Source organism: Rhodococcus sp. SJ-3 (assembly GCF_051918125.1).
GTDB lineage: Bacteria > Actinomycetota > Actinomycetes > Mycobacteriales > Mycobacteriaceae > Rhodococcus.
On the sequence record NZ_CM123306.1, the window covers coordinates 5057914 to 5081920 of the forward strand.

A 24007-nucleotide genomic window follows, 5' to 3' on the forward strand; every position below is an offset into this window, starting at 1 on the left:
CCCGCGCCGACAACCACCCCACTCCGGAAGGAGCCCGCATGACCGTCACATCGGACCAGACATCCGGCGCCGGTACACCGCTGACGCAGGAAGAGGCCATCGAGTCTCTCGGTCACTACGAATACGGCTGGTCGGACTCCGACGCTGCCGGCGCGGTGGCGCAGCGCGGCCTGTCCGAGGACGTCGTGCGTGACATCTCCTCGAAGAAGAGTGAGCCCGATTGGATGCTCGACATCCGTCTCAAGGCGCTGCGGACCTTCGACAAGAAGCCGATGCCGGTGTGGGGTTCGAAACTCGACGGGATCGACTTCGACAACATCAAATACTTCGTGCGTTCCACGGAGAAGCAGGCTGCGAGCTGGGACGACCTGCCCGACGACATCAAGAACACCTACGACAAGCTGGGTATCCCGGAAGCGGAGAAGCAGCGTCTCGTCTCGGGTGTCGCCGCTCAGTACGAGTCCGAGGTGGTCTACCACCAGATCCGCGAGGACCTCGAGTCGCAGGGCGTGATCTTCCTCGACACCGACTCGGGTCTGCGCGAACACCCCGAGTTGTTCCGCGAGTACTTCGGCACGGTGATCCCGGCCGGCGACAACAAGTTCTCCGCGCTCAACACCGCGGTGTGGTCGGGTGGCTCGTTCATCTATGTCCCGCCGGGTGTCCACGTCGACATCCCGCTGCAGGCCTACTTCCGGATCAACACCGAGAACATGGGTCAGTTCGAGCGCACGCTGATCATCGTCGACGAGAATGCGTCCGTGCACTACGTCGAGGGGTGCACGGCACCGATCTACAAGTCCGACTCGCTGCACTCCGCGGTCGTCGAGATCATCGTCAAGAAGGGTGGCCACTGCCGCTACACGACGATCCAGAACTGGTCGAACAACGTCTACAACCTGGTGACCAAGCGCACCAAGGTCGAGGCGGGCGGCTCGATGGAGTGGATCGACGGCAACATCGGATCCAAGGTGACGATGAAGTACCCCGCGGTGTGGATGATGGGCGAGCACGCCCGCGGCGAGGTGCTCTCGGTCGCATTCGCCGGCGAGGGCCAGCACCAGGACACCGGCGCGAAGATGCTCCACCTGGCGCCGCACACCTCCTCGACAATCGTGTCGAAGTCTGTCGCGCGTGCCGGTGGCCGTGCGTCGTACCGCGGTCTCGTCCAGGTCAACAAGGGCGCCTACGGCTCGAAGTCGACCGTCAAGTGCGACGCGCTGCTCGTCGACCAGATCAGCCGCTCCGACACCTACCCCTACGTCGACATCCGCGAGGACGACGTGACGATGGGCCACGAAGCCACCGTCTCCAAGGTCAGCGACGATCAGCTGTTCTACCTGATGAGCCGCGGACTGAACGAGGACGAGGCGATGGCGATGATCGTGCGCGGCTTCGTCGAGCCCATCGCCAAGGAACTGCCGATGGAATATGCACTCGAGCTCAACCGGCTCATCGAACTGCAGATGGAAGGGGCAGTCGGCTAAATGACTGCGGAAGCGAAGAACATTACGACCGCCGGCGGGCAAGGCGTCCAGGACGCCGTCCGCGGCGAGAACCGCGCACCGGCCGTCGACACGCAGGCGGTGCCTGCCACGAACAAGGGTGAGGTGTTCACGTCGTTCGACGTGAACGCATTCGAGATCCCCGGCGGCCGGGACGAGGCGTGGCGGTTCACCCCGCTGCGCCGACTGCGCGGACTGCATGACAGCACTGCCGTCGCCGACAGCACCGCGGCCATCGAGGTCAGCGACGTCGACAATGTGCAGGTCGAAACGGTGGGTCGCGACGACAGCCGACTGGGCCGGGGTGGCGTGCCATTCGACCGGGTCGCCGCGCAGGCGTACTCGTCGTTCGAGACGGCGACCGTCGTCACCGTCGGTCGCGAGGTCGAGGTGGCCGAACCCGTCACCATCACGGTGACCGGCCCCGGCGAAGGACACGTGGCCTTCGGGCACCTCCAGATCCGACTCGACGCGTTCGCGCAGCTCACCGTTGTGCTCGACCAGAAGGGCGGCGGCACCTACGCGGAGAACGTCGAGTTCGTCCTCGGCGACAGCGCACAACTGCGGGTCGTTGCGATTCAGGACTGGGCGGACGACGCCGTGCACGTCGCGGCACACCACGCCCGACTCGGGCGCGACGCCGTGCTGCGGCACTTCACCGTCGGGCTCGGCGGCGACCTGGTGCGTCTCTCCGCCACCACCAAGTACGACGGCCCCGGCGGCGACGCCGAGCTTCTCGGCCTGTACTTCGCCGACGCGGGCCAGCACCTCGAACAGCGTCTTCTCGTCGATCACTCGCAGCCCCACTGCAAGTCGAATGTGGTGTACAAGGGTGCGCTCCAGGGCGACCCCGATTCGGGTAAGCCCGACGCCCACACTGTGTGGATCGGCGACGTGCTGATCCGCGCAGAGGCCGAGGGCACCGACACCTTCGAACTCAACCGCAACCTCGTGCTCACCGACGGTGCGCGCGCGGACTCGGTTCCGAACCTCGAAATCGAGACGGGTGAGATCGTCGGGGCCGGGCACGCCTCCGCCACCGGCCGTTTCGACGACGAGCAGCTCTTCTACCTGCGTGCCCGCGGCATTCCGGAGGATCAGGCCAGGCGGCTCGTCGTGCGCGGCTTCTTCCACGAATTGCTCGAGAAGATCACCGTGCCCGAGGTTCGTGAGCGACTCGAAGCCGCGGTCGAGGCCGAACTCGCTGCGGTCGGCGTCTGACACGCCCCTCCGCTGTTACTCCCATTGACTTTCGAAGGAATCAGTAAACCGATGTCCAGCCCCCAGAACGTCCTCGAGATCAAAGACCTGCACGCGCGCGTCGCGCAGACCGACGCGAACGCCGAGCCGATCGACATCCTCAAGGGGGTGAACCTCACGGTTCGCTCCGGTGAGACCCACGCGATCATGGGCCCGAACGGTTCCGGCAAGTCCACACTGTCGTACGCAATCGCCGGACACCCCAAGTACGAGGTCACCTCGGGTTCGATCACCCTCAACGGTGAGGATGTCCTCGAGATGAGCGTGGACGAGCGTGCACGTGCCGGGCTGTTCCTTGCGATGCAGTACCCCGTCGAGGTGCCGGGCGTGTCGATGTCGAACTTCCTGCGCACTGCCGCCACCGCCGCCCGCGGTGAAGCTCCTAAGCTCCGCCACTGGGTCAAGGAGGTCAAAGAGGCGATGAGCGAGCTGGACATCGACCCTGCCTTCGGCGAACGCAGCGTCAACGAAGGATTCTCCGGTGGTGAGAAGAAGCGTCACGAGATCCTCCAGCTCGGACTGCTCAAGCCGCAGATCGCGATTCTCGACGAGACCGACTCGGGCCTCGACGTCGATGCGCTGCGCGTCGTGTCCGAGGGGGTCAACCACTACCGCGAGCGTGAGCACGGCGGCGTTCTGCTGATCACCCACTACACGCGCATCCTGCGTTACATCAAGCCCGAACACGTGCACGTGTTCGTCGGTGGCCGCATCGTCGAGTCCGGCGGCCCCGAGCTCGCCGATGAGCTCGAAGCGAACGGCTACGAGCGCTTCACCGCCGCTGCAGCGACGGCAGACACCCAGGGAGCGTGACCGTATGACGGTGCCGGTGCGGACATTCGACGTCACCCGGATACGGGAGGACTTCCCGATCCTCGCGCGCACGGTGCGCGACGACAAGCCGCTGGTCTACCTTGATTCGGGGGCGACCTCGCAGCGTCCCGTGCAGGTGCTCGATGCCGAACGCGACTTCCTCTTCACGTGCAATGCTGCGGTTCATCGCGGCGCGCACGCGTTGTCCGAGGAAGCGACCGATGCATACGAAGGTGCACGCGCCGTCATCGCTTCGTTCGTCGGGGTCGATCCCGACGAGGTGGTGTTCACCAAGAACGCCACCGAGTCGCTCAACCTCGTCGCCTACGCATTCGCCGACGCCCGCTTCGCGCACCGGCTCGGCCCCGGCGACGAGATCGTCATCACCGAACTCGAGCACCACGCCAACCTGGTGCCGTGGCAAGAACTGGCCCAGCGCACGGGCGCAACCCTCCGCTGGTACGGCATCACCGATGACGGCCGCATCGATCTCGATTCACTCGAGCTCACCGACGCGGTCAAGGTCGTGGCGTTCACCCATCAGTCCAATGTCACCGGGGCGGTCGCCCCGGTCGAAGAAATCGTCCGTCGCGCGAAAGCGGTCGGAGCGCTGGTAGTGCTCGATGCATGCCAGTCCGTTCCGCACATGGCGGTGGATTTCCGGGCACTCGGAGTCGATTTCGCCGCGTTCTCCGGGCACAAGATGTTCGGACCGTCCGGTGTCGGCGTCCTCTACGGACGCCGTGCACTCCTCGCCGAGGTGCCGCCTTTCATCACGGGCGGATCGATGATCGAAACCGTGAGCATGGACGCGACGTCGTTTGCGGCTCCGCCGCAACGATTCGAAGCCGGTTCGCCGATGTCGTCGCAGGCCGTCGGTCTCGGTGCCGCCGTGCGGTATCTACAGGACATCGGTATGGACGCGGTCGCAGCGCACGAACACGAACTGACCGCTGCTGCCCTTGCCGAACTCGGTGACATCGACGGGTTGCATATCATCGGCCCGAGCACACCGGAACAACGCGGCAGCGCAGTGTCGTTCGTCGTCGACGGTATCCATGCCCACGATCTGGGCCAGATCCTCGACGACGAGGGCGTGGAAATTCGTGTGGGACACCACTGCGCGTGGCCGTTGCACCGTCGATTCGGCGTTGCCGCAACTGCGCGTGCGTCCTTCGCGGTGTACAACACGCTCGACGAGGTCGCAGCGCTCGGCGCCGCGATCCGCCGTGCACAGGACTTCTTCGGGGTGCGTGGCTGATGCGAATGGAACAGATGTACCAGGAAGTGATCCTGGACCACTACAAACACCCCCACCACCGGGGGTTGCGCGATCCGTACGGCGCCGAAGTGCACCACGTCAATCCCACCTGCGGTGACGAGGTGACCCTGCGCGTGCACGTCGAGGAGGGCGTTGTCGCCGACGTGTCCTACGACGGACAGGGCTGCTCGATCAGTCAGGCCTCGACGTCGGTGCTCACCGACCAGGTGATCGGCATGCCGGTAGAGGACGCGATGACCACCGTCGCGAGCTTCGCCGAGATGGTCGGCAGCCGCGGCACCATCGACGGCGACGAGGACGTGCTGGGCGACGGTATCGCCTTCGCCGGGGTGTCGAAATACCCCGCGCGGGTCAAGTGCGCCCTGCTGGGTTGGATGGCGTTCAAGGATGCTGTCGTGCAGATCGCCGCCAGTACGAGCGACGACGAAACCGTATCGAGCGGAGGACCGAACCGATGACCGAACCCGCCCCCGACACCGCTGTCGGAGACACCGAGCAGATCACCGACGACGCTGCGGCACTGGTGGCCGACACAGCACCGCCGCTGGACCCCGTGCGCCTCGATGAGCTGGAGGAAGCGATGCGCGATGTGGTCGACCCCGAACTCGGCATCAACGTCGTCGACCTCGGGCTCGTCTACGGAATTTCCGAATCTGCCGAGGCCGTCACCGTCGATATGACGCTGACATCCGCCGCGTGCCCGCTCACCGATGTGATCGAAGATCAGGCTCGCGGTGCCCTGGTGCGTAGTGGACTGTGCGACGAGTTGCGCATCAACTGGGTCTGGATGCCGCCGTGGGGACCCGACAAGATCACCGATGATGGGCGTGAGCAGCTGCGCGCGCTCGGTTTCACGGTGTGACGACTACAGATACCTCTGAATCGGCGGATGCGCCGTCGGCCTCGGTGCCGGCGGACGCCGCTGATTCGGGCCCCGGCGCCGACCCGGTGGTCGGGCTCGAACAGGGCCTGGTGATCCTGTGGCGTCGCGTCCGCGGTCTGATTCGCGAGCGTGCGGCAGCGGTGCATCCCAAACTCGATCCGGTCTGTTATCCGATGCTGATGATGCTGCGCCGCGCCGATGCTGTGGCGATGGCCGATCTTCATGCGGACCTGGGCATCGAGAAATCCACTCTCACTCGCCGGATCGACAGCACGGTTCGTCTGGGTCTGGTCGAGCGGACACCCGACCCGCACGATGCGCGTGCTCGTCTCCTGGCACTGACCCCGCTGTGCCGCGAACGCCTCAGCGAACTCGAATCGGTGCAGACCGAGCAGTGGCGCACCCGATTGTCGGACTGGGACAGCACCGACATCCGCCTACTCGGTGAGCTTCTCGGCCGCCTCGGCGACTCGATCGAAGCACACGAAGACTGACCGGCACCGACTGTGGATCGCCTCTCGTTCTAGGCGCGCTTGCGCGCAGTGCTCTTCTTCGCGGTGCTCTTGGACGCGGTGGCCTTCTTCGGAGCCGCTTTCTTGGCAGCAGTCTTCTTCGCCGATGCGTTCCGCCCGGTCGACTTCGTCGCGGCCTTCTTCGTACCGCCGTCCTGATCGTCGGTGTCCTGCTTCCCACCCGCAGCCTTGACACTGCGTTGCAGCGCGGCCACCAAGTCGAGGACCTCGGCGTCCTCACCCTCGGTCGACGCTTCGGCGACCTGGAAGACCTTTTCGCCGCCGCGCTCGATCGCGTCGTCGAGCAGCGCACGCAGTTCCATCTGGTATTCGTCGGTGAACTCGGCGGGATCGAAATCCTCGGACATCGACTCGACGAGTGTCTCGGCCATCGCGAGTTCCTTGTCGGTCGGCGCCGCGACATCGTCGAGCGCACCGAACTCGGCGGCACGTACCTCGTCCGGCCACAACAGCGCCTGCAGGACAAGTACCCCGTCGGTGGTTCGCAGCGCCGCGAGCCGGGTGCGTTGCCGCAGCGTGAAATGCACCAGAGCGGTGCGATCGCTGCGTTCGAGTGTCGCCGCGAGCAGCGCATAGGCCTTGGGGGAAGCCGAATCGGGTTCGAGATAGTACGTCTTCTCGAACAGGATCGGATCGATCTGCTCGGTGGGGACGAACTGCAGGACCGGAATTTCGTGTTTCTCGGCGGCAGGCAACTTCTCGAAGTCGTCCTCGGTGAGCACGACGCGCACACCCTCATCGGATTCGTAGGCCTTGTCGATGTCCTGGAAAGGGACGATCTCACCGCATTCGCTGCACACACGCTGGTATTTGATCCGGCCACCGTCGGCCGCATGGACCTGATGAAACCGGATGTCGTGACTTTCGGTGGCCGAGTACACTTTCACGGGTACGTTCACGAGCCCGAACGCGATTGCACCCTTCCAGATCGAACGCATGGCTCCATCATGATCGACCTCGACCTGCCGCGCTGCGCTTCAGAGGATTGCACGCATGATCGATCCGCGAACACCCCACGGGACCGCTGCGAACAGTCGGCGCATGCCATCGAGGGTTCCCAGGACGTCGGTTCGCCCCGAGAGGTAGGCGCGTTGCCGGTCGGGCGGCAGGTCGAAGAACGCGGCGAAGAACTCGGGGACCTCTGCCGGGCGCAGGCCGAGCAGCACTCGCAGCCCGAGTGTCCGTAGAGCAGCGACAGTACGCGCTGAACTCGGCCACAGGGACCGGTAGGGATCCGCCCCCGACCGGATCGCCGATGCCACTGGATCCGCGGCAGTGAGCGCGGCGGCAACCGCGTAACCGGTCGCCGGGTGCATCAGCCCGCCACAGGCACCGAAACCGAGCGCGCCGTCGTGCCGTCGCGCTCCGCCCTCGACGGAGAACCGAACCCGCTCCACCGAGGCGGTGGCAGCAACCTCGACGTCTCGTGCGGCCAGTCGTCTCGTGAGTCTGCGCTGTAGTTCGGGGAGGGGGAGCGCGGGTCTTCCCACCAGACAAGTCTCTTCGAGCAGAACTTGTTCGTCGTCCAACGGCACGGCGTACAGAAACGACGGAGTGTCCGCATCGCTGGTGCCGTTGTCCTGCCGCCAGTCCATGAACCACGCCGAGTGGCCCTCGAGAGCCGGCGCCGCAGTGTGCGCGTCGGTCACCACGCCGAAGGCTGTCTGCTGAGCACACGTAGGCGGTGCCGGTACCCCGCGGGCATCGAACACATGTGAGGCACGCAGTCGTTTCCCATCATCGAGAACCACCGCACCGGGACCGACCGAGCGGACGCTGGCCTGCGTCACCGCCACCGACTCGAGTGACAGCGACTGCTGCAGCGCAGCGGTGTCGAGCACGACATACGGACGGTCGAGGACGTGAGGGTGCGTGGTCCACACTCCCGGGGACTCGATCCGCGTCGCGAGAACATTGTCGGGTAGCCACGACGGCAATTCGTCCGCCCAGGCGCCGTAGGTTGCGGTCCACGGCCGGTGTGGGGACGGGTCGACGGCCCGCACCGACAGACCGGCCTCCGCGCAACGCGCGGCCAACGCACGCCCGGACGGCCCCAGACCTGCGACCAGCACATCCGTGGTCACTGTCGTGGCCGTACGGTTCTCAGCCTGATCATGATCGCCACACTAATCCGCATTCGCGCCGACGTAGTGCATCTCACCTCGTGAAACGGCGCGTGGCGCAGTAAAATGAATGGTTCGTGTGCCGTATGCCCGGCATCATGTTCCACACACAGTCTCAGCCATCGAGGAGCTCTACGCGTGATCACCGCCACCGACCTGGAAGTCCGCGCCGGCGCGCGGACGCTGCTCTCCTCACCAGGATCAGCGCTGCGTATCCAGGCGGGTGACCGGATCGGGCTGGTGGGACGCAACGGCGCCGGGAAAACCACCACACTGCGCATCCTCGCCGGGGAGGGCGAACCGTACGCGGGCACCGTGATTCGCTCGGGCGATCTCGGCTATCTTCCCCAGGATCCGAAAGAAGGAAATCTCGAGGTCCTCGCCAAGGACAGGGTGCTCTCCGCGCGCGGACTCGACGAGATTCTCCGCAGCATGGAGAAGCAGCAGGCGCTGATGGCCGAAGCTGCCGACGACAAGGTCCGCGACCGTGCCGTGCGCAAATACGGCTCGCTCGAGGAGCGGTTCTCGACGCTCGGCGGGTACGTCGCCGAGTCCGAGGCCTCCCGGATCTGTCACAGCCTCGGTCTACCCGACCGAGTTCTCGGTCAGCCGTTGCACACGCTGTCCGGTGGGCAGCGCCGCCGCGTCGAACTGGCTCGGATCCTGTTCGCCGCGTCCGACGGATCCGGCGGCAAGTCGGACACCACGCTGCTACTCGACGAGCCCACCAACCACCTCGACGCAGACTCGATCACCTGGCTGCGTGGTTTTCTGCAGAACCACGAGGGTGGCCTCGTGGTCATCAGCCACGACGTGGATCTTCTCGCCGACGTGGTCAACAAGGTGTGGTTCCTCGACGCTGTGCGCGGCGAGGCCGACATCTACAACATGGGGTGGAAGAAGTACCTCGACGCCCGCGCGACCGACGAGGCGCGCCGCCGGCGCGAACGCGCCAACGCGGAGAAGAAGGCTTCGGCGCTGCAGAAACAGGCAGCGAAGCTCGGTGCCAAGGCGACAAAGGCCACTGCGGCGCAGAACATGGCCAAGCGCGCCGAAAAACTGCTCAACGATCTCGATGACGTGCGCGTGGCCGACCGGGTCGCCAAGATCCGGTTCCCCACGCCCGCAGCCTGCGGCAAGACGCCGCTCATGGCCAAGGAATTGACGAAGGTCTACGGATCCCTCGAGATCTTCACCGGCGTCGATCTGGCCATCGACCGTGGTAGCCGCGTCGTGATCCTCGGACTCAACGGCGCCGGTAAGACCACGCTGCTGCGTCTGTTGGCGGGTGTCGAGACCCCCGATCTCGGAGAACTGGAGCCGGGGCACGGGCTCAAGGTGGGCTACTTCGCGCAGGAGCACGACACGATCGATGACGCGGCAACGGTGTGGGAGAACATCAGGCACGCAGCACCCGACGCCGGTGAGCAGGACCTGCGCGGTCTCCTCGGCGCGTTCATGTTCACCGGTCCGCAGCTCGATCAGCCGGCAGGCACACTGTCCGGTGGTGAGAAGACCCGTCTGGCACTCGCCGGACTGGTGTCGTCTGCAGCGAATGTGCTGCTGCTCGACGAACCGACCAACAACCTCGACCCGATCTCTCGCGAGCAGGTGCTCGATGCGCTACGGAGCTACGAAGGCGCCGTGGTTCTGGTCACGCACGATCCGGGAGCTGCCGAGGCGCTCGATCCGGAGCGCGTCATCATGCTGCCGGACGGCACCGAGGACCACTGGTCTCAGGACTACCTCGAGCTGATCCAGCTGGCGTGACGGCGAGGCCCGAGGCAGGTTCCCGGACCGAGAGTTCGTCCCTCGATCCGGTCGGCGTTGCGCGATCCGCTCCGGGCGCTGCCTGCGTGAACTAGCCTGGTGCTGGGACCTTCGGCGAGGCGACGGGAGGATTCGATGGCGCGAAATCCTGACACTGGGCAGCCTTCGTACGCGAAGGGAGCCAGAGTGACCGGGGAGTCCAGAGACCGGTTACAGGCCGAGCTCAAGCGACGCTACGAGGCCGGCGCGAGTATTCGGACACTGGCGCAGGAAACCGGGCGGTCATACGGCTTCGTGCACAACGTGCTGGTGGAATCGCAGGTGCGGTTGCGCGGCCGCGGTGGCCCGAATCGTCGGCGTGCCGCATCCGCGAGCAACAGCGGTAGTTGAGACCGTCTGGCGCCGACCTGCGATGATCGCGGTCAGTCGCGACGGCGGACCGACTCTTCGACGAGGTCGAGCACCTGTCCGAGTTCATCCTCCGCATGACCTGACGCGAGCCGCGAGATGAGCCCGTCGAGGACCAGATCGAGATACGCGACGAGCACTTCTGTCGGCACATCGTCACGGAGCTTCCCGGCGTCACGCTGACGCTCGAGGCGGCCGACCGTGGCCTCGGTCAGCTCGGCCGAATGCTGGGTCCACGCCTTCGCGAATTCGGGATCGGTGCGGAGTCTGCGTGTGATTTCTAGCCGGGTTCCGAGCCAGTTGAACTGCGCGGGCGTCGAGAGCATGTCACGCATGACCTGGACGAGACCCTCATTGCTGGCGACATCCGCCATGCGTTTGGCATCTTCCTGCGCGAGCGCGAGGAACAGCCCGTCCTTGTCCTTGAAATGGTGGAAGATCGCGCCGCGAGAGAGACCGGTGGCGATCTCGAGACGTCGGACGGTCGCTCCGTCATAGCCGAATTCGGCGAAGCAGCGTCGTGCGCCGTCGAGAATCTGGCTGCGCCGCGCGGCGAGGTGATCCTCACTGACCTTGGGCACTACCTACATCCTTCCGGAACAGGGCCGTGGCGGAAACGAGGCGGTCGGTGGTGGCACGGCGGGCCCGAGACGAGTTGTGTCCCGGGCCCGCCGGTGCCGTACCGGAGTGGCCGCGTGGCCACGGGGGTCGGATCAGCTACGGATCATGTTCCGCAGCACGTACTGCAGGATGCCGCCGTTACGGTAGTAGTCCGCCTCACCGGGAGTGTCGATACGCACGACCGCGTCGAACTCGACCTTGCTGCCGTCGGCCTTGGTGGCGGTGACATGCACGGTGCTCGGCGTGGTGCCCTCGTTGAGCGCCTCGATGCCCGCGATGTCGAACGACTCGGTGCCGTCGAGTCCGAGCGACGACGACGACTCACCGGCCGGGAACTGCAGGGGGATGACGCCCATGCCGATCAGGTTCGAGCGGTGGATGCGCTCGAAGGACTCGGTGATGACGGCCTTGACGCCGAGGAGGCTGGTGCCCTTGGCTGCCCAGTCACGCGACGATCCGGATCCGTATTCCTTGCCGCCGAGCACGACGAGCGGGATGCCCGCCTTCTGGTAGTTCTGCGACGCATCGTAGATGAACGCCTGCGGCGCACCGTCCTGGGTGAAGTCCCGGGTGTAACCACCGGACACTCCGTCGAGCAGCTGGTTCTGCAGGCGGATGTTCGCGAACGTGCCGCGGATCATCACCTCGTGGTTGCCGCGACGCGAGCCGAGCGAATTGTAGTCCTTGCGCTCGACGCCGTTGGCATCCAGGTACTGCGCGGCGGGGGTGCCGGGCTTGATCGGGCCTGCCGGGCTGATGTGGTCGGTGGTGACCGAGTCGCCGAGCAACGCGAGCACGCGGGCACCCTTGATGTCGGTGACCGGAGCCGGATCCATCGTCATACCGTCGAAGTACGGCGCCTTGCGGACGTACGTGGACTTCTCGTCCCACGCGAAGGTATCGCCTTCGGGAGTGGCAAGGTTCTGCCAGCGCTCATCGCCCTTGAAGACATCGGCGTAGGAGCTGCGGAACATGTCCTGGTTGATCGCCGACTTGATGGTGTCGTCGATTTCCTGAGCGGACGGCCAGATGTCCTTCAGGAACACGTCGTTGCCGTCGGTGTCCTGGCCGAGGGCGTCGGTCTCGAAGTCGAAGTCCATCGTGCCTGCAAGACCATAGGCGATGACCAACGGCGGGGACGCCAGATAGTTCATCTTGACATCCGGCGAGATGCGACCCTCGAAGTTGCGGTTACCCGAGAGCACCGCGGTCACCGAGAGGTCGTTGTCGTTGATCGCCTTCGAGATGTTCTCCGGCAGTGGACCGGTGTTGCCGATGCACGTGGTGCAGCCGTACCCACCGAGGTAGTAGCCGAGCTTTTCGAGGTACGGCCAGAGGCCGGCCTTCTCGTAGTAGTCGGAAACGACCTGCGAGCCCGGCGCCATGTTGGTCTTGACCCACGGCTTGGTGGACAGGCCCTTCTCGACCGCGTTGCGGGCCAGCAGGGCAGCGCCCAGCATGACGGACGGGTTCGAGGTGTTGGTGCACGAGGTGATACCCGCGACTACGACAGCGCCGTGGTCGAGCACGAACTCGCCCTGCTCGGGGGTGGTCACGCGAATCGGCTTGGAGGGGCGGCCCTCGGCGCCGTTAGCGGCGGACGCCACAGCACCTGCATGGTCGTCGGCGAAAGTGAGTGCGGCGGGATCGGACGCGGGGAAGGACTCCTCGACGGCCTCATCCAGCTGGCTGTGATCGGCCGGGGCCTGATCCTCCACGTAGGTGTGGATGTCGCGGCGGAACGCGTTCTTCGAATCCGACAGCAGGATTCGGTCCTGCGGGCGCTTCGGGCCGGCGATCGACGGCACCACGGTGCCGAGATCCAGCTCGAGGTACTCGGAGTAGTTGGGCTCGGCGTCGGCGTCGTGCCACATGCCCTGTTCCTTGGCGTACGCCTCGACGAGCGCGAGCTGCTCGTCGCTGCGGCCGGTCAGGCGCAGGTAGTTGATGGTCTCGCCGTCGATCGGGAAGATCGCGGCGGTGGAACCGAACTCGGGGCTCATGTTGCCCAGCGTCGCGCGGTTCGCCAGGGGCACCTCGGCGACGCCCTTGCCGTAGAACTCGACGAACTTGCCGACGACGCCGTGCTTGCGCAGCATGTCGGTGACGGTGAGCACCACGTCGGTGGCGGTCACACCGGGCTTGATCTCGCCGGTCAGTTTGAAGCCGACGACGCGCGGGATCAACATGGAGACGGGCTGGCCGAGCATCGCGGCCTCGGCTTCGATGCCACCGACGCCCCAGCCGAGCACGCCGAGGCCGTTGACCATGGTGGTGTGCGAGTCGGTGCCGACGCAGGTGTCGGGGTAGGCCTGACCGTTACGGGTCATGACGGTGGGCGCCAGGTACTCGATGTTGACCTGGTGGACGATGCCCATGCCCGGGGGGACGACCTTGAAGTCGTCGAACGCGCCCTGGCCCCAACGCAGGAACTGGTAACGCTCACCGTTGCGCTGGTACTCGAGGTCGACGTTGCGCTCGAGAGCGTCGGCGCGGCCGAAGACATCGAGGATGACCGAGTGGTCGATGACCATATCGGCGGGGGAGAGCGGGTTGACCTTGTTCGGGTCGCCGCCGAGGGCGGTGACTGCCTCACGCATCGTCGCGAGGTCGACGATGCAGGGCACGCCGGTGAAGTCCTGCATGATCACGCGGGCGGGCGTGAACTGGATCTCGATGCTCGGATCGGCCGACGGATCCCAGCCCGCGATCGCGCGGATATGGTCGGCGGTGATGTTTGCGCCGTCTTCGGTGCGCAGCAGGTTCTCGGCGAGGACCTTGAGGGAATAGGGGAGTTTCTCGGTGCCGGGGACCGACGACAGACGGAAGATCTCGTACGAGTTCTCTCCGACCTGCAACGTCCCCTTGGCGCCGAACGAATCAATACTGGTGCTCACATCAGCTCCACTCGTCGTCACGGCTCGCCGTCGACGGGGCTGTGTCGACGGCTCAAGCGAGGCTCACGACTATGCCCGGGGTTGACCGGTGCCGCGGCATCTCGCCACAAGTCTAACAGTACGCTTGTCCTACATACCGGGGGTGGGTGCGAAAGGGTCGCGACGCGGGCTCTCGGCCCGAGGTGCGGTTTCCGATCCGGTCCGGTCGATCGCGTAATGTGCGGGGGTGCCGTACGAGTGCGGCATACCTGCGACACCGACGGCGTCCTCGCCGCACCCGGTTGTTGCGGCGAGTGCGGTTCGTCCGCTTCTGACCAGGACCACCGGAGAGAGATGTCTGCGCCACTTCTTCGTATACCCGGGCCCGCGGCCACGGACCTCCCTCCCGGAGTCGCTCTAGAGACGATCCTCGCGGACCTGGCCGACGATCAGGTCTCGGTCCCCGACAGCGCGGATTCGGAACTCGATCCCTCTCAACTTGTCGAGCAGGTACAACGTGCCCAGGACCACGGCATCGACCTCAGTGTCGTCGTGGTCGACAGCAACCCCTACATGGATTCGCAACTGCGCGACCTCGCCACAGCCGTCGGATCCGAGGACGGTGGCACCGTGCTCGTACTCAGCCCCAATTGGGTGGGCACCTTCAGCGACGCGCTCGATCGTGTGACGCTCGAAGCGGCGCAGGACCGGACCTACACGGGAGATCCGGTGGAGTCGACAACCAACTTCGTCGACTCGCTACTCGAACCCTCCCCGCCGTGGACTGCGATGACCCTCGTGCTGATTCTCCTGGTCGCGGCCGCCGGGGGCCTGACGTATCTCGCGAAGATCAGGCGTGCGCACGCCGAATCGGAGGCGGGTTCCGCAACGGGGCAGGTTTCTCCCGAAAGGGACAGTTCTTCGCGCTGAAATCTCCCGGATGCCGCGCCTTCACCCGATCGCGGCCGATTCTCCTGTCGGAGTGACCGCCCAGTGCGACGCCGACGGCGCGGGGTCGGCGCTGTCCCGTAATGAATGACCAGGGCGTTTCCGACGAATATCTGTGACTGTCGTGCGGGAGGTGCCCACAGTGTCGTACGGTTCACGTGGCGCTCTTGGGGAAGAAGTGTCACAACCCGAGTAGCGGGACGCTGACCCGTTACCCGCACGAGATCATCAGCGATCGGCCGCACAACCGCGGACGATCGGTGCTGTGCGCTCTTCTCTGTGTGCTCTTCTCCGGGCGTCGGGGTCGGCCGGTGCGATCGGTCGGCACGATCGAGGGAGAGCACAGTGCGACGGTTCGGCATCCACGGGGGGATTCCGCCACAGTCCTGGTCATCCGGCAGCGGGGCTACCCACAGAGATGTGCCGCCCGGCCGGGATCGGGGTGTGTCCTCTCCAACAGCGCGGCGCATTCCGCGGCTACTGGCGGGGCTGGGGCTGATCACGACAGTGGTCGTCGGGCTCGGGTCCACCGCAGGCGCGGTGCCACCCCCGCCACCGAATCCGAGCGAGTCGGAACTCGACGCTGCAGGCGCCGCGGTGAGTTCGGGCGTCGACCGAATCGGGTCACTGATCGTGCAGATTGCAGACGCCGACCAGCAATTGACCGAACTCGACGCGCAGGTGGCGATCAAGCGCGAAGACGTCAACCGTGCACTCGTGGATCTCCAATCGGCTCGCGACGCCGCGGATGCGGCCGCGCAAGAGGTCGCCACCTCGGAACTGGCACTGCAGGATGCCGGAGCCCGGATCCGGCACGCGCAGGACGATTTCGACGACTTCGCACGCAGCAGCTACACGCAGGGGGTCAACGGCGCATCGCTCGCATCCTTTCTCTCGACGGACGGACCTGACGATCTTCTGGACCGAGCACAGGTGATGCGGCTGTTGTCCTCAGGCAGAACCGCGGTGCTGGAGGCCTTGGAGCGTGCCCGCGCCACCGAGGCCAACAGCAACTCCCGGGCCCGCGCGGCGAAGCTCGACGCCGACGCCGCCGCGACCGCTGCCGAACAACGCCGATCCGAGGCGGAAGCTGCCATTTCGACTGCTCGGGCGGCGCTCGAGGCGCAGACGAGCGAGAAACAACGCATCGAGCAGGAACGCGCACAGGCCCAGACCGCACTCGACCAGGCACGGACGAATGTCACAGGGCTCGAAGGGCAGCGCGCGGAGTATGTGGCGTGGGACGATCGTCGTCGCGCGGAGGAAGCTGCCGCATCGGCGGCCGCGCAGGTCGCTGCGCAGGCCGCATCCGAAGCAGCGGTGCGGGTGGCTGCGGACGCCGCCGCGCGAGCGCGTGCCGCAGAACTCTCGAACGGACAGCGACCCCACACTCAACTCGACATCCCGGCGCCGACAGTGACTGCGCCGAGCGAGACGGAAGTCGCCGAGACCGAACCGACCGAATCCGACGGTCCCGGCACCGAGTCCGACGGCACCGGAACCGAGTCCGACGACACGGACACCGGCACTGGAACAGGCGCCGACACCGACACCGGTATCGACGAGGACGACGACGTCGGCGAATGGACGAATCCCGACCCCGCCGACGAAACGGGTCCATCGACACCTCGCCAGTCCAGCCCTCGCTCGTCCCCACGCACAACCCAGCGTCCGACACTGACCGGGGCTGCTGCCGTCGAAACGGTGATCGACCGAGGACTCTCGCAGATCGGTGTGCCCTACGCGTGGGGTGGCGGTGACGAGACCGGCCCCACCCGAGGGATCCGGGACGGTGGTGTCGCCGACAGCTACGGCGACTACAACAAAGTCGGCTTCGACTGTTCCGGACTGATGATCTATGCGTTCGCAGGAATCGGCGTCTCCCTCCCGCACTACACCGGGTACCAATACACCGCTGGTAGACAGGTTCCCGCCTCGGAGATGAAACGCGGTGACATGATTTTCTACGGACCGAACGCAAGCCAGCACGTAGGTCTGTATCTCGGCGACGGCACCATGCTCGAGGCGCCGCAGTCGGGTGCGCACGTGAAGATCTCGCCGGTACGCTGGGACGGCATGACACCGTATGTGGTGCGCATGGTGTCGTGACGGCAACGCGACGCAGGTCGCGCGGGGGTGACGACACGGAATACCGGTACCTGCAATAGTGGTGCCGGCAGGTGTTTCCAGCGGAGCGACAGGCGAAAGCGGTGGATTGTTGGTGACCTCACGCGAGGGTGGGACGTCGGGGACTGCAGGGTCGAACGACAAGAGCGAATCGACCGTCCAGAAGAGCGGCGAGCGAGGCAATGCTGTGAATGCCCCGACGGGGAACACCCCGACGGCGAACAACGCAGCAGTGAACACGACGAAGGCGCAGAAGCCCGCCGCGCCGCGCAACGACGGCCCGACACCCGACGGCCGGAGCCGCGACGGCAACGGCGCGCCGAAGGCGGTTGATCCTGCTCAGGACATCCGGCTCCTCGAGCGCGCCATCTACGAGGTCAAACGAGTCATCGTCGGACAGGATCTGCTCGTCGAGCGAATGCTCGTCGGCGTCCTCGCGCGCGGCCACGTATTGCTCGAAGGTGTACCCGGGGTGGCCAAGACCCTTGCGGTGGAAACCTTCGCCAAGGTCGTCGGCGGTTCGTTCTCCCGCGTGCAGTTCACCCCCGACCTCGTCCCGACCGACCTGGTCGGCACCCGGATCTACCGGCAGGGTCGTGAAGAGTTCGATACCGAACTCGGCCCCGTCGTCGCGAATTTCGTCCTGGCCGACGAAATCAACCGCGCCCCCGCGAAGGTGCAGTCGGCGCTGCTCGAGGTGATGGCCGAGCGGCACGTGACCATCGGCGGGAAGACCTTCCCGATGCCCGACCCCTTCCTCGTCATGGCAACCCAGAACCCGATCGAGAACGAGGGCGTCTACCCCCTCCCGGAAGCGCAGCGCGACCGGTTCCTGTTCAAGGTTCTCGTCGACTACCCGACCGTCGAAGAAGAGCGGGAAATCGTCTACCGCATGGGTGTCGCCGCGCCCGAGCCCAAGCAGATCCTCGGCAGCGACGAACTGATCCGCCTGCAGAAGGTCGCAAGCCGCGTGTTCGTGCACCATGCGCTCGTCGACTACGTGGTGCGAGTGATCTTCGCGACCCGCGCGCCTGCCGAAGTCGGCCTCGATGATGTGCAGGGCTGGATCGCCTACGGCGCATCACCCCGCGCGACGCTCGGCATCATCTCTGCTGCCCGTGCGCTGGCACTGGTACGCGGACGCGACTACGTCATCCCTCAGGACATCATCGATGTCATTCCCGACGTGCTCCGCCACCGGTTGGTGCTGTCCTACGATGCGCTCGCCGACGACGTCTCGCCGGATCACATCATCGGCCGGATTCTGCAGACCGTCGGGCTGCCGCAGGTCGCGCCTCTCGCGTCGGCTCCGCAGCCGGCACGTGCCGGCGCGTCCTCCACCGCACCCGAGGCGGGTGCGGCGCCCCGGTGAGTGAACGCGCCCCCGGGTCGCCGCCGACGTTCCGTGCCGGTCAACTGCGTGAACCCGAGCTGACCGCCGCGCTGCGCACGCTGGAATTGACGGTCCGGCGCCGTCTGGACGGTGTTCTGCACGGTGATCACCTCGGTCTGATTCCCGGCCCCGGATCCGAGCCCGGCGACGCCCGCGAATATCAGCCCGGCGACGACGTCCGGCAGATGGACTGGTCGGTCACCGCCCGCACTACCCACCCGCACGTCCGCCAGACCGTCGCCGACCGGGAACTCGAGACCTGGCTGGCGCTCGATCTGTCGGCCAGCCTCGATTTCGGCACCGGAATCTGCGAGAAACGCGACCTCGCCATCGCTTCGGTCGCTGCGATCGCCTATCTCACCGGGGGTGGCGGAAACCGCATCGGTGCGGTGGTGTCCAACGGCCGCGACTTCGTACGCATGCCTGCTCGCGGTGGGCGTCTGCACGCACAGTCGATGCTGCGAACGATCGCCACCACCCCGCACCCTCCGGACGGCACCCGCGGCGATCTGCGGGGAGTCATCGATTCACTTCGTCGCCCACAGCGCCGCCGCGGACTGATCGTGGTCATCAGCGATTTCCTCGGACCCATCGATTGGGAGCGACCGCTTCGGGCCCTGTCCGGTCGGCACGACGTGCTCGCCGTCGAGGTCCTCGACCCGCGAGATCTCGAACTGCCCGATCTCGGCGACGTCGTACTGCACGATCCCGAAACCGGCCGGACTCGCGAATTCACCACCACCGCGCAACTGCGGGCCGACTTCGCGCAGGCGGCGTCCGACCACCGCGACGCAGTGGAACAGGCGCTGCGCCGGTGTGGCGCACCCCGGTTGAGCCTGCGCACGGACCGTGACTGGATCGGCGATGTCGTCCGCTTCGTCGCGTCCCGCAGGCACAGCATCGGCGCAGGACAGGGGCGACGATGAGTTTTTCCGGTTTCGCCTCCCCATGGTGGCTGCTGTTCTTGGTCGTTGTCGCGGCACTCACCGTCGGATATGTCCTCGTGCAACGCCGCCGGCTCGCCCACACCCTCCGGTTCACCAACTTCGAACTGCTCGAGAAGGTCGCACCCGACAGACCGGGACGCGCGCGACACATCCCCGTTGCACTGTTGCTCGTCGGACTGACGTTGCTGACCATCGCGCTGGCCGGGCCGACTTCGGAGCAGCGAGTTCCCCGCAACCGAGCGACGGTGGTGCTCGCGATCGACGTGTCGCTGTCGATGGAAGCCACCGACGTCGCGCCATCCCGGTTGGCGGCGGCACAGGAAGCGGCCAAGTCGTTCGCCGACGATCTCACCCCCGGCATCAACCTCGGGCTCGTCGCCTTCTCCGGTACGGCATCGGTCCTCGTCTCACCCACCACCAACAGGGAGGCGACGAAGACCGCGATCGACCATCTACAACTGAGTGAACGCACGGCGACCGGCGAGGCGATCTTCACCTCGATGCAATCGATCGAGACCCTCGCTGCGGTCCTCGGCGGCAGCGACCAGGCACCGCCTGCCCGCATCGTCCTGTTGTCCGACGGCAAGCAGACGGTGCCCGAAAGCCCGGACGATCCCCGCGGCGGCTTCACCGCGGCCCGCCAGGCAGCCGAGAAGGGCATCCCGGTGTCCACCATTTCGTTCGGGACCCAGTACGGCAGCGTGACGATCGAAGACGAACAGATCCCTGTCCCCGTCGATGATCCGTCGCTCGAGGAGATAGCCGAGTTGTCCGGCGGCAGCTTCTTTGCAGCATCCAGCCTCGAAGAACTCGAGGGCGCCTACGACACCCTCGAAGAGCAGATCGGATTCGAGACCACGCGCGGCGATGCCAGCCGTCCGTGGCTGATGCTCGGTGTCTTCGCTGTCGCCGGGGGGCTGATCGCCGCCATGGTGCTCCGTCAGCGACTGCCTTGACGCCCGTTGTGGCACCAGCGGTGTCTTTTCGAAACTCGAGTCCCTACCAGATAGGTTTGACGGCATGACTGACGCAACCAGCGCCACACCGTCGCGGCACGTGACCACCCCCCGTTCGGTCCTCGTCACCGGAGGAAATCGGGGCATCGGCCTTGCCGTTGCCCGCCGCCTTCAGGCGGACGGACACAAGGTCGCCGTCACCCACCGCGGATCCGGCGTGCCCGAAGACCTGTTCGGCGTCGTCTGCGATGTCACCGACAGCGACTCCGTCGACCGTGCCTTCACCGAGGTCGAGGACCACCAGGGGCCGGTCGAGGTACTGGTCGCCAACGCAGGAATCACCGACGACACTCTGCTGATGCGCATGACCGAAGATCAGTTCACGAACGTCCTCGATGCCAACCTCACCGGCGCGTTCCGGTGTGCGAAACGGGCCAACCGCGCGATGTTGCGGGGACGCTGGGGCCGGATGATCTTCCTCGGCTCGGTGGTCGGGATGGCAGGCCAGGCAGGTCAGATCAACTACGCGTCCTCGAAGGCCGGTGTCATCGGCCTGGCACGCTCGGTGACTCGCGAACTCGGCTCCAGGTCGATCACCGCCAACGTCGTCGCGCCCGGTTTCATCGAGACCGACATGACTGCTGATCTGTCCGACGACATGCGCGACATGGCGAAGAAGTTCATCCCGTTGCAGCGCCTCGGCAAGCCCGAGGACATCGCGGCGGTCGTCAGCTTCCTCGCCTCGGACGACTCCGCGTACGTCTCCGGCGCCGTCATTCCGGTCGATGGCGGTATGGGCATGGGCCACTAGCAGCCCGCGAAACCGAACCACATCCGAAACTCACTGGAGGATCGACACACTCATGGGCGGACTGCTCGAGGGCAAGACCATTCTCGTCACCGGCATCATCACCGATGCCTCGATCGCGTTCCACACCGCGAAGATCGCGCAGGACCAGGGCGCGAAAGTGATCATCACGGGATTCGACCGGCTCCGGCTGATCGATCGCATCGCGCAACGGTTGCCGCAGCCGGTGCCGCCCGCAATCCAGCTGGATGTACAGAATCCTGAGCAACTCGAGGGCCTGGCAGACAAGATCCGGGAACTGGCGCCCGAAGGTCTCGACGGCGTCGTGCACTCGATCGGCTTCGCGCCGCGCTCGTGCCTGGGAAGCCCGTTCCTCGACGCTCCCTGGTCGGACGTCGCGGTGGCGGTGGAGGTGTCCGCGTACTCATACGCCGCGCTCGCCAAGGCCGTCCTGCCCGTGATGAACGACGGTGGCTCCATCGTCGGTATGGACTTCGACCCCGCCCGCGCCGTCCCGTTCTACAACTGGATGGGTGTCTCCAAGGCCACCCTCGAATCCGTCAACCGATATGTGGCGAAGGAGGTCGGCTCGCGCGGCATCCGCTCGAATCTGGTGTCTGCCGGCCCGATCAAGACCCTCGCTGCAAAGGCGATCGCCGGCGACGCCACCGGGCCTGGCGCCGAGATGAACAAGCTCAACGACGGTTGGGCGGCTGCGTCGCCGATCGGCTGGGACGTCGACGACCCGACTCCGGTCGCGAAGACCGTGTGCACCGTGCTGTCCGACTGGTTGCCCGGCACCACCGGATCCATCGTCTACGTCGATGGCGGCTTCCATTCCCAGGTCGGTTTGGGCGGCTGAGGGCCTTACGAGCAGAAGGGCCGTGTCGATGGGAAACAACTCCGAGGAATACGACGCACTGGTAGTGCTGTCGTTCGGCGGTCCCGAAGGCCCCGACGATGTCCGTCCGTTTCTCGAGAACGTCACCCGCGGGCGGGGCATCCCACCGGAACGACTCGACGACGTCGCCCAGCACTACCTCCACTTCGGTGGTGTCTCTCCGATCAACGCGCTCAACCGCGCGATCATCGATGCGGCGCACACCGAACTGAGTGCGCACGGCATCGACCTGCCGATCTACTTCGGCAACCGCAACTGGCACCCGATGATCGAGGACACCGTGACGCAGATGCGTGACGACGGTGTGAAGAACGCCCTGGTGTTCGCCACGTCCGCGTGGGGAGGGTACTCGGGTTGCCGGCAATACCACGAGGACATCGCCCGGGCGGGGGAGGCGGTGGAGAACGCTCCGCGGCTGACCAAGTTGCGTCATTTCTACGACCATCCGTTGTTCCTCGATGCGGTAGCCGACGCGGTGCACGCCGCCCGTACCGAACTGCCCGACGACGTACGCGACACCGCACGGCTGGTGTTCACCGCTCACTCCATCCCCATCGCCACCGACGCGACGGGCGGACCCGCAGCAGAAGGCGGATACCTCTACAGCAGGCAGGTGTCAGAGGCCGCACGGCTCGTCGCGGAGGCCGTCGGAGTCGGCGAATACGACCTGGTGTGGCAGTCCCGTTCCGGGCCGCCGCAGGTACCGTGGCTCGAACCCGACATCGTCGACCACCTCGACAGCCTGCACGAGTCGGGAGTGAATGCCGTGATCGTCTCGCCCATCGGATTCGTCTCCGACCACCTCGAGGTGGTGTGGGACCTCGACACCGAGGCCCGGGGACGAGCCGAGGAACTCGGGATGGCGTTCGTTCGGGCCGGCACTGCGGGAACGGATCCACGATTTGCGGAACTGGTCCGCGAACTGGTGCAGGAACAGACCGACTCTGCTTCGCCGAGACGCCGTGGTTCCGAACCGTTGCTCGGTGTGGGTTGCGACGGGAGCTTGTGCGCGGTGGACTGTTGTGCCCCGCCACGCCGACCGTCCCGGCCGACCGCCGACTGAAACTGTCTTTCGGCACAGCACTATTCGCCGATGAGAGCGTCGCCGGCGGCGAGCGGCGGCGCGAACCACTCCGGCAGCGAACGGCACAGAAACGACGGACCGTCGATGACGACCGCTCCGGAATCGAGGGCCTCCGACCAGCCGAGTTCACCGCGCCAGATCTCCGTCAACTCGCGAAGGCCAGCGGTGACACGCACGGACACGTCGAACCCGGGATCGGTATCGCACACGTCGACCGCAGTCTCGGTGATGACGAGCCACCATCGCTGCGACACCCACGACGTTCCGGGAAAGGTGAACTGCACGACCACCTCGGTCTCCGGCACCGCACTGTGAACGACATTTCTGTGCATGTCCCACATCAGCAGTTTCGGGTCCAGGTCGGCGTCGCCGAGTCGGCCCGTCCACCGCAGGCCCCATGCACCCAGTGCCTCGACCACCGGTTCCAGGTCGCGTCCGGCCGGCGTGAGCACGTAACGAACGTCGGATCCTTCGGCGACACGCTGCACGATGCCCGCGGAGACGAGTCGGTGCAAGCGCGCCGACAACAATGTCGGTGACATCCGGGGAAGGCCCCGACGCAGGTCGTTGAAGTGTTCGCTTCCGAGGACGAGTTCGCGTACGACGAGCAACGTCCACCGCTCGTCGAACAGTTCCATCGCCTTGGCGACGGGACAGAACTGGTGGTACGACGACCCCATAGTCGGATGGTATGCCGCTGCGGCGCCGACGAACAGTGCGTACGCGGCGCCGTTCCGGTACAGATTCCGTACTGGATGGCGATCCACGA

The 24007-nt window shown here is 66.0% G+C and carries 22 protein-coding genes; 17 read left to right on the forward strand and 5 right to left on the reverse strand.

Annotated elements, in window-relative coordinates; genetic code table 11:
• The first annotated feature begins 38 nt into the window (after positions 1 to 38).
• The 7 genes from sufB to ACTDXD_RS23640 are packed head-to-tail and all read left to right on the forward strand — an operon-like array spanning position 39 to position 6237.
• Positions 39 to 1487 (forward strand): Fe-S cluster assembly protein SufB, encoded by a 1449-nt coding sequence (sufB, locus tag ACTDXD_RS23610; RefSeq protein WP_440124608.1) that lies wholly within the window; start codon positions 39 to 41, stop codon positions 1485 to 1487.
• On the forward strand, positions 1488 to 2726 hold the full coding sequence (sufD, locus tag ACTDXD_RS23615; RefSeq protein ID WP_440124609.1) for a Fe-S cluster assembly protein SufD: 1239 nt from the start codon (positions 1488 to 1490) through the stop codon (positions 2724 to 2726).
• Positions 2727 to 2777: 51 nt separating this feature from the next.
• Positions 2778 to 3578: a Fe-S cluster assembly ATPase SufC gene (gene sufC / locus ACTDXD_RS23620; protein WP_440124610.1), complete on the forward strand. Its 801-nt coding sequence runs from the start codon at positions 2778 to 2780 to the stop codon at positions 3576 to 3578.
• Between the two features lie 4 nt (positions 3579 to 3582).
• Positions 3583 to 4839, forward strand: a complete 1257-nt coding sequence (locus tag ACTDXD_RS23625; protein WP_440124611.1) for a cysteine desulfurase — start codon at positions 3583 to 3585, stop codon at positions 4837 to 4839.
• Positions 4839 to 5318 (forward strand): Fe-S cluster assembly sulfur transfer protein SufU, encoded by a 480-nt coding sequence (gene sufU, locus ACTDXD_RS23630; RefSeq protein WP_440124612.1) that lies wholly within the window; start codon positions 4839 to 4841, stop codon positions 5316 to 5318. Before ACTDXD_RS23625 ends, sufU begins: the two co-directional genes overlap by 1 nt.
• On the forward strand, positions 5315 to 5722 hold the full coding sequence (locus ACTDXD_RS23635; protein WP_440124613.1) for a metal-sulfur cluster assembly factor: 408 nt from the start codon (positions 5315 to 5317) through the stop codon (positions 5720 to 5722). Before sufU ends, ACTDXD_RS23635 begins: the two co-directional genes overlap by 4 nt.
• Positions 5719 to 6237, forward strand: a complete 519-nt coding sequence (locus tag ACTDXD_RS23640; protein ID WP_440124614.1) for a MarR family winged helix-turn-helix transcriptional regulator — start codon at positions 5719 to 5721, stop codon at positions 6235 to 6237. Before ACTDXD_RS23635 ends, ACTDXD_RS23640 begins: the two co-directional genes overlap by 4 nt.
• 29 nt (positions 6238 to 6266) lie before the next feature.
• Here the strand turns inward: ACTDXD_RS23640 and ku are convergent, their stop codons facing one another.
• Entirely contained in the window at positions 6267 to 7214 is a 948-nt protein-coding gene (gene ku, locus ACTDXD_RS23645) for a non-homologous end joining protein Ku (protein ID WP_440124615.1), read from the reverse strand.
• Between the two features lie 39 nt (positions 7215 to 7253).
• Positions 7254 to 8360 (reverse strand): lycopene cyclase family protein, encoded by a 1107-nt coding sequence (locus ACTDXD_RS23650; RefSeq protein WP_440124616.1) that lies wholly within the window; start codon positions 8358 to 8360, stop codon positions 7254 to 7256.
• A 177-nt stretch (positions 8361 to 8537) separates the two neighbouring features.
• Between ACTDXD_RS23650 and ACTDXD_RS23655 the strand changes: the two genes are divergently transcribed.
• Both ACTDXD_RS23655 and ACTDXD_RS23660 read left to right on the forward strand, forming a co-directional pair.
• Positions 8538 to 10169, forward strand: coding sequence for an ABC-F family ATP-binding cassette domain-containing protein (locus ACTDXD_RS23655; RefSeq protein WP_440124617.1), 1632 nt, complete (start codon positions 8538 to 8540; stop codon positions 10167 to 10169).
• Between the two features lie 135 nt (positions 10170 to 10304).
• Entirely contained in the window at positions 10305 to 10559 is a 255-nt protein-coding gene (locus tag ACTDXD_RS23660; RefSeq protein ID WP_440124618.1) for a helix-turn-helix domain-containing protein, read from the forward strand.
• Between the two features lie 32 nt (positions 10560 to 10591).
• Here ACTDXD_RS23660 and ACTDXD_RS23665 read toward each other — a convergent pair whose 3' ends face one another.
• Positions 10592 to 11158, reverse strand: a complete 567-nt coding sequence (locus ACTDXD_RS23665; RefSeq protein ID WP_440124619.1) for a TetR/AcrR family transcriptional regulator — start codon at positions 11156 to 11158, stop codon at positions 10592 to 10594.
• Between the two features lie 132 nt (positions 11159 to 11290).
• Positions 11291 to 14095: an aconitate hydratase AcnA gene (gene acnA, locus ACTDXD_RS23670; RefSeq protein ID WP_440124620.1), complete on the reverse strand. Its 2805-nt coding sequence runs from the start codon at positions 14093 to 14095 to the stop codon at positions 11291 to 11293.
• Positions 14096 to 14428: 333 nt separating this feature from the next.
• Here acnA and ACTDXD_RS23675 point away from each other — a divergent pair, with 333 nt between their 5' ends.
• From ACTDXD_RS23675 to ACTDXD_RS23710, 8 genes are all read left to right on the forward strand, one after another.
• The gene (locus tag ACTDXD_RS23675; RefSeq protein ID WP_440124621.1) at positions 14429 to 15004 is read left to right on the forward strand and encodes an Rv1476 family membrane protein; all 576 of its coding nucleotides are present in this window, start codon (positions 14429 to 14431) and stop codon (positions 15002 to 15004) included.
• Between the two features lie 462 nt (positions 15005 to 15466).
• Positions 15467 to 17131 carry an NlpC/P60 family protein gene (locus tag ACTDXD_RS23680; protein WP_440124622.1) on the forward strand — a complete coding sequence of 555 codons (1665 nt, stop codon included), beginning with the start codon at positions 15467 to 15469 and terminating at the stop codon, positions 17129 to 17131.
• 112 nt (positions 17132 to 17243) lie between these two features.
• Entirely contained in the window at positions 17244 to 18521 is a 1278-nt protein-coding gene (locus ACTDXD_RS23685) for an AAA family ATPase (RefSeq protein ID WP_440124623.1), read from the forward strand.
• Entirely contained in the window at positions 18518 to 19468 is a 951-nt protein-coding gene (locus ACTDXD_RS23690) for a DUF58 domain-containing protein (protein WP_440124624.1), read from the forward strand. The genes ACTDXD_RS23685 and ACTDXD_RS23690 overlap by 4 nt, the downstream gene beginning before the upstream one ends.
• Entirely contained in the window at positions 19465 to 20445 is a 981-nt protein-coding gene (locus ACTDXD_RS23695) for a VWA domain-containing protein (RefSeq protein ID WP_440124625.1), read from the forward strand. The genes ACTDXD_RS23690 and ACTDXD_RS23695 overlap by 4 nt, the downstream gene beginning before the upstream one ends.
• A gap of 64 nt (positions 20446 to 20509) precedes the next feature.
• Positions 20510 to 21256: a 3-oxoacyl-ACP reductase FabG1 gene (gene fabG1, locus ACTDXD_RS23700; RefSeq protein WP_440124626.1), complete on the forward strand. Its 747-nt coding sequence runs from the start codon at positions 20510 to 20512 to the stop codon at positions 21254 to 21256.
• Between the two features lie 52 nt (positions 21257 to 21308).
• Positions 21309 to 22115, forward strand: coding sequence for an NADH-dependent enoyl-ACP reductase InhA (gene inhA, locus ACTDXD_RS23705; protein WP_440124627.1), 807 nt, complete (start codon positions 21309 to 21311; stop codon positions 22113 to 22115).
• A gap of 28 nt (positions 22116 to 22143) precedes the next feature.
• The gene (locus tag ACTDXD_RS23710; protein WP_440124628.1) at positions 22144 to 23217 is read left to right on the forward strand and encodes a ferrochelatase; all 1074 of its coding nucleotides are present in this window, start codon (positions 22144 to 22146) and stop codon (positions 23215 to 23217) included.
• A 20-nt stretch (positions 23218 to 23237) separates the two neighbouring features.
• Here the strand turns inward: ACTDXD_RS23710 and ACTDXD_RS23715 are convergent, their stop codons facing one another.
• Positions 23238 to 23918 carry a winged helix-turn-helix transcriptional regulator gene (locus ACTDXD_RS23715; RefSeq protein ID WP_440127769.1) on the reverse strand — a complete coding sequence of 227 codons (681 nt, stop codon included), beginning with the start codon at positions 23916 to 23918 and terminating at the stop codon, positions 23238 to 23240.
• Between the last annotated feature and the right edge of the window lie 89 nt (positions 23919 to 24007).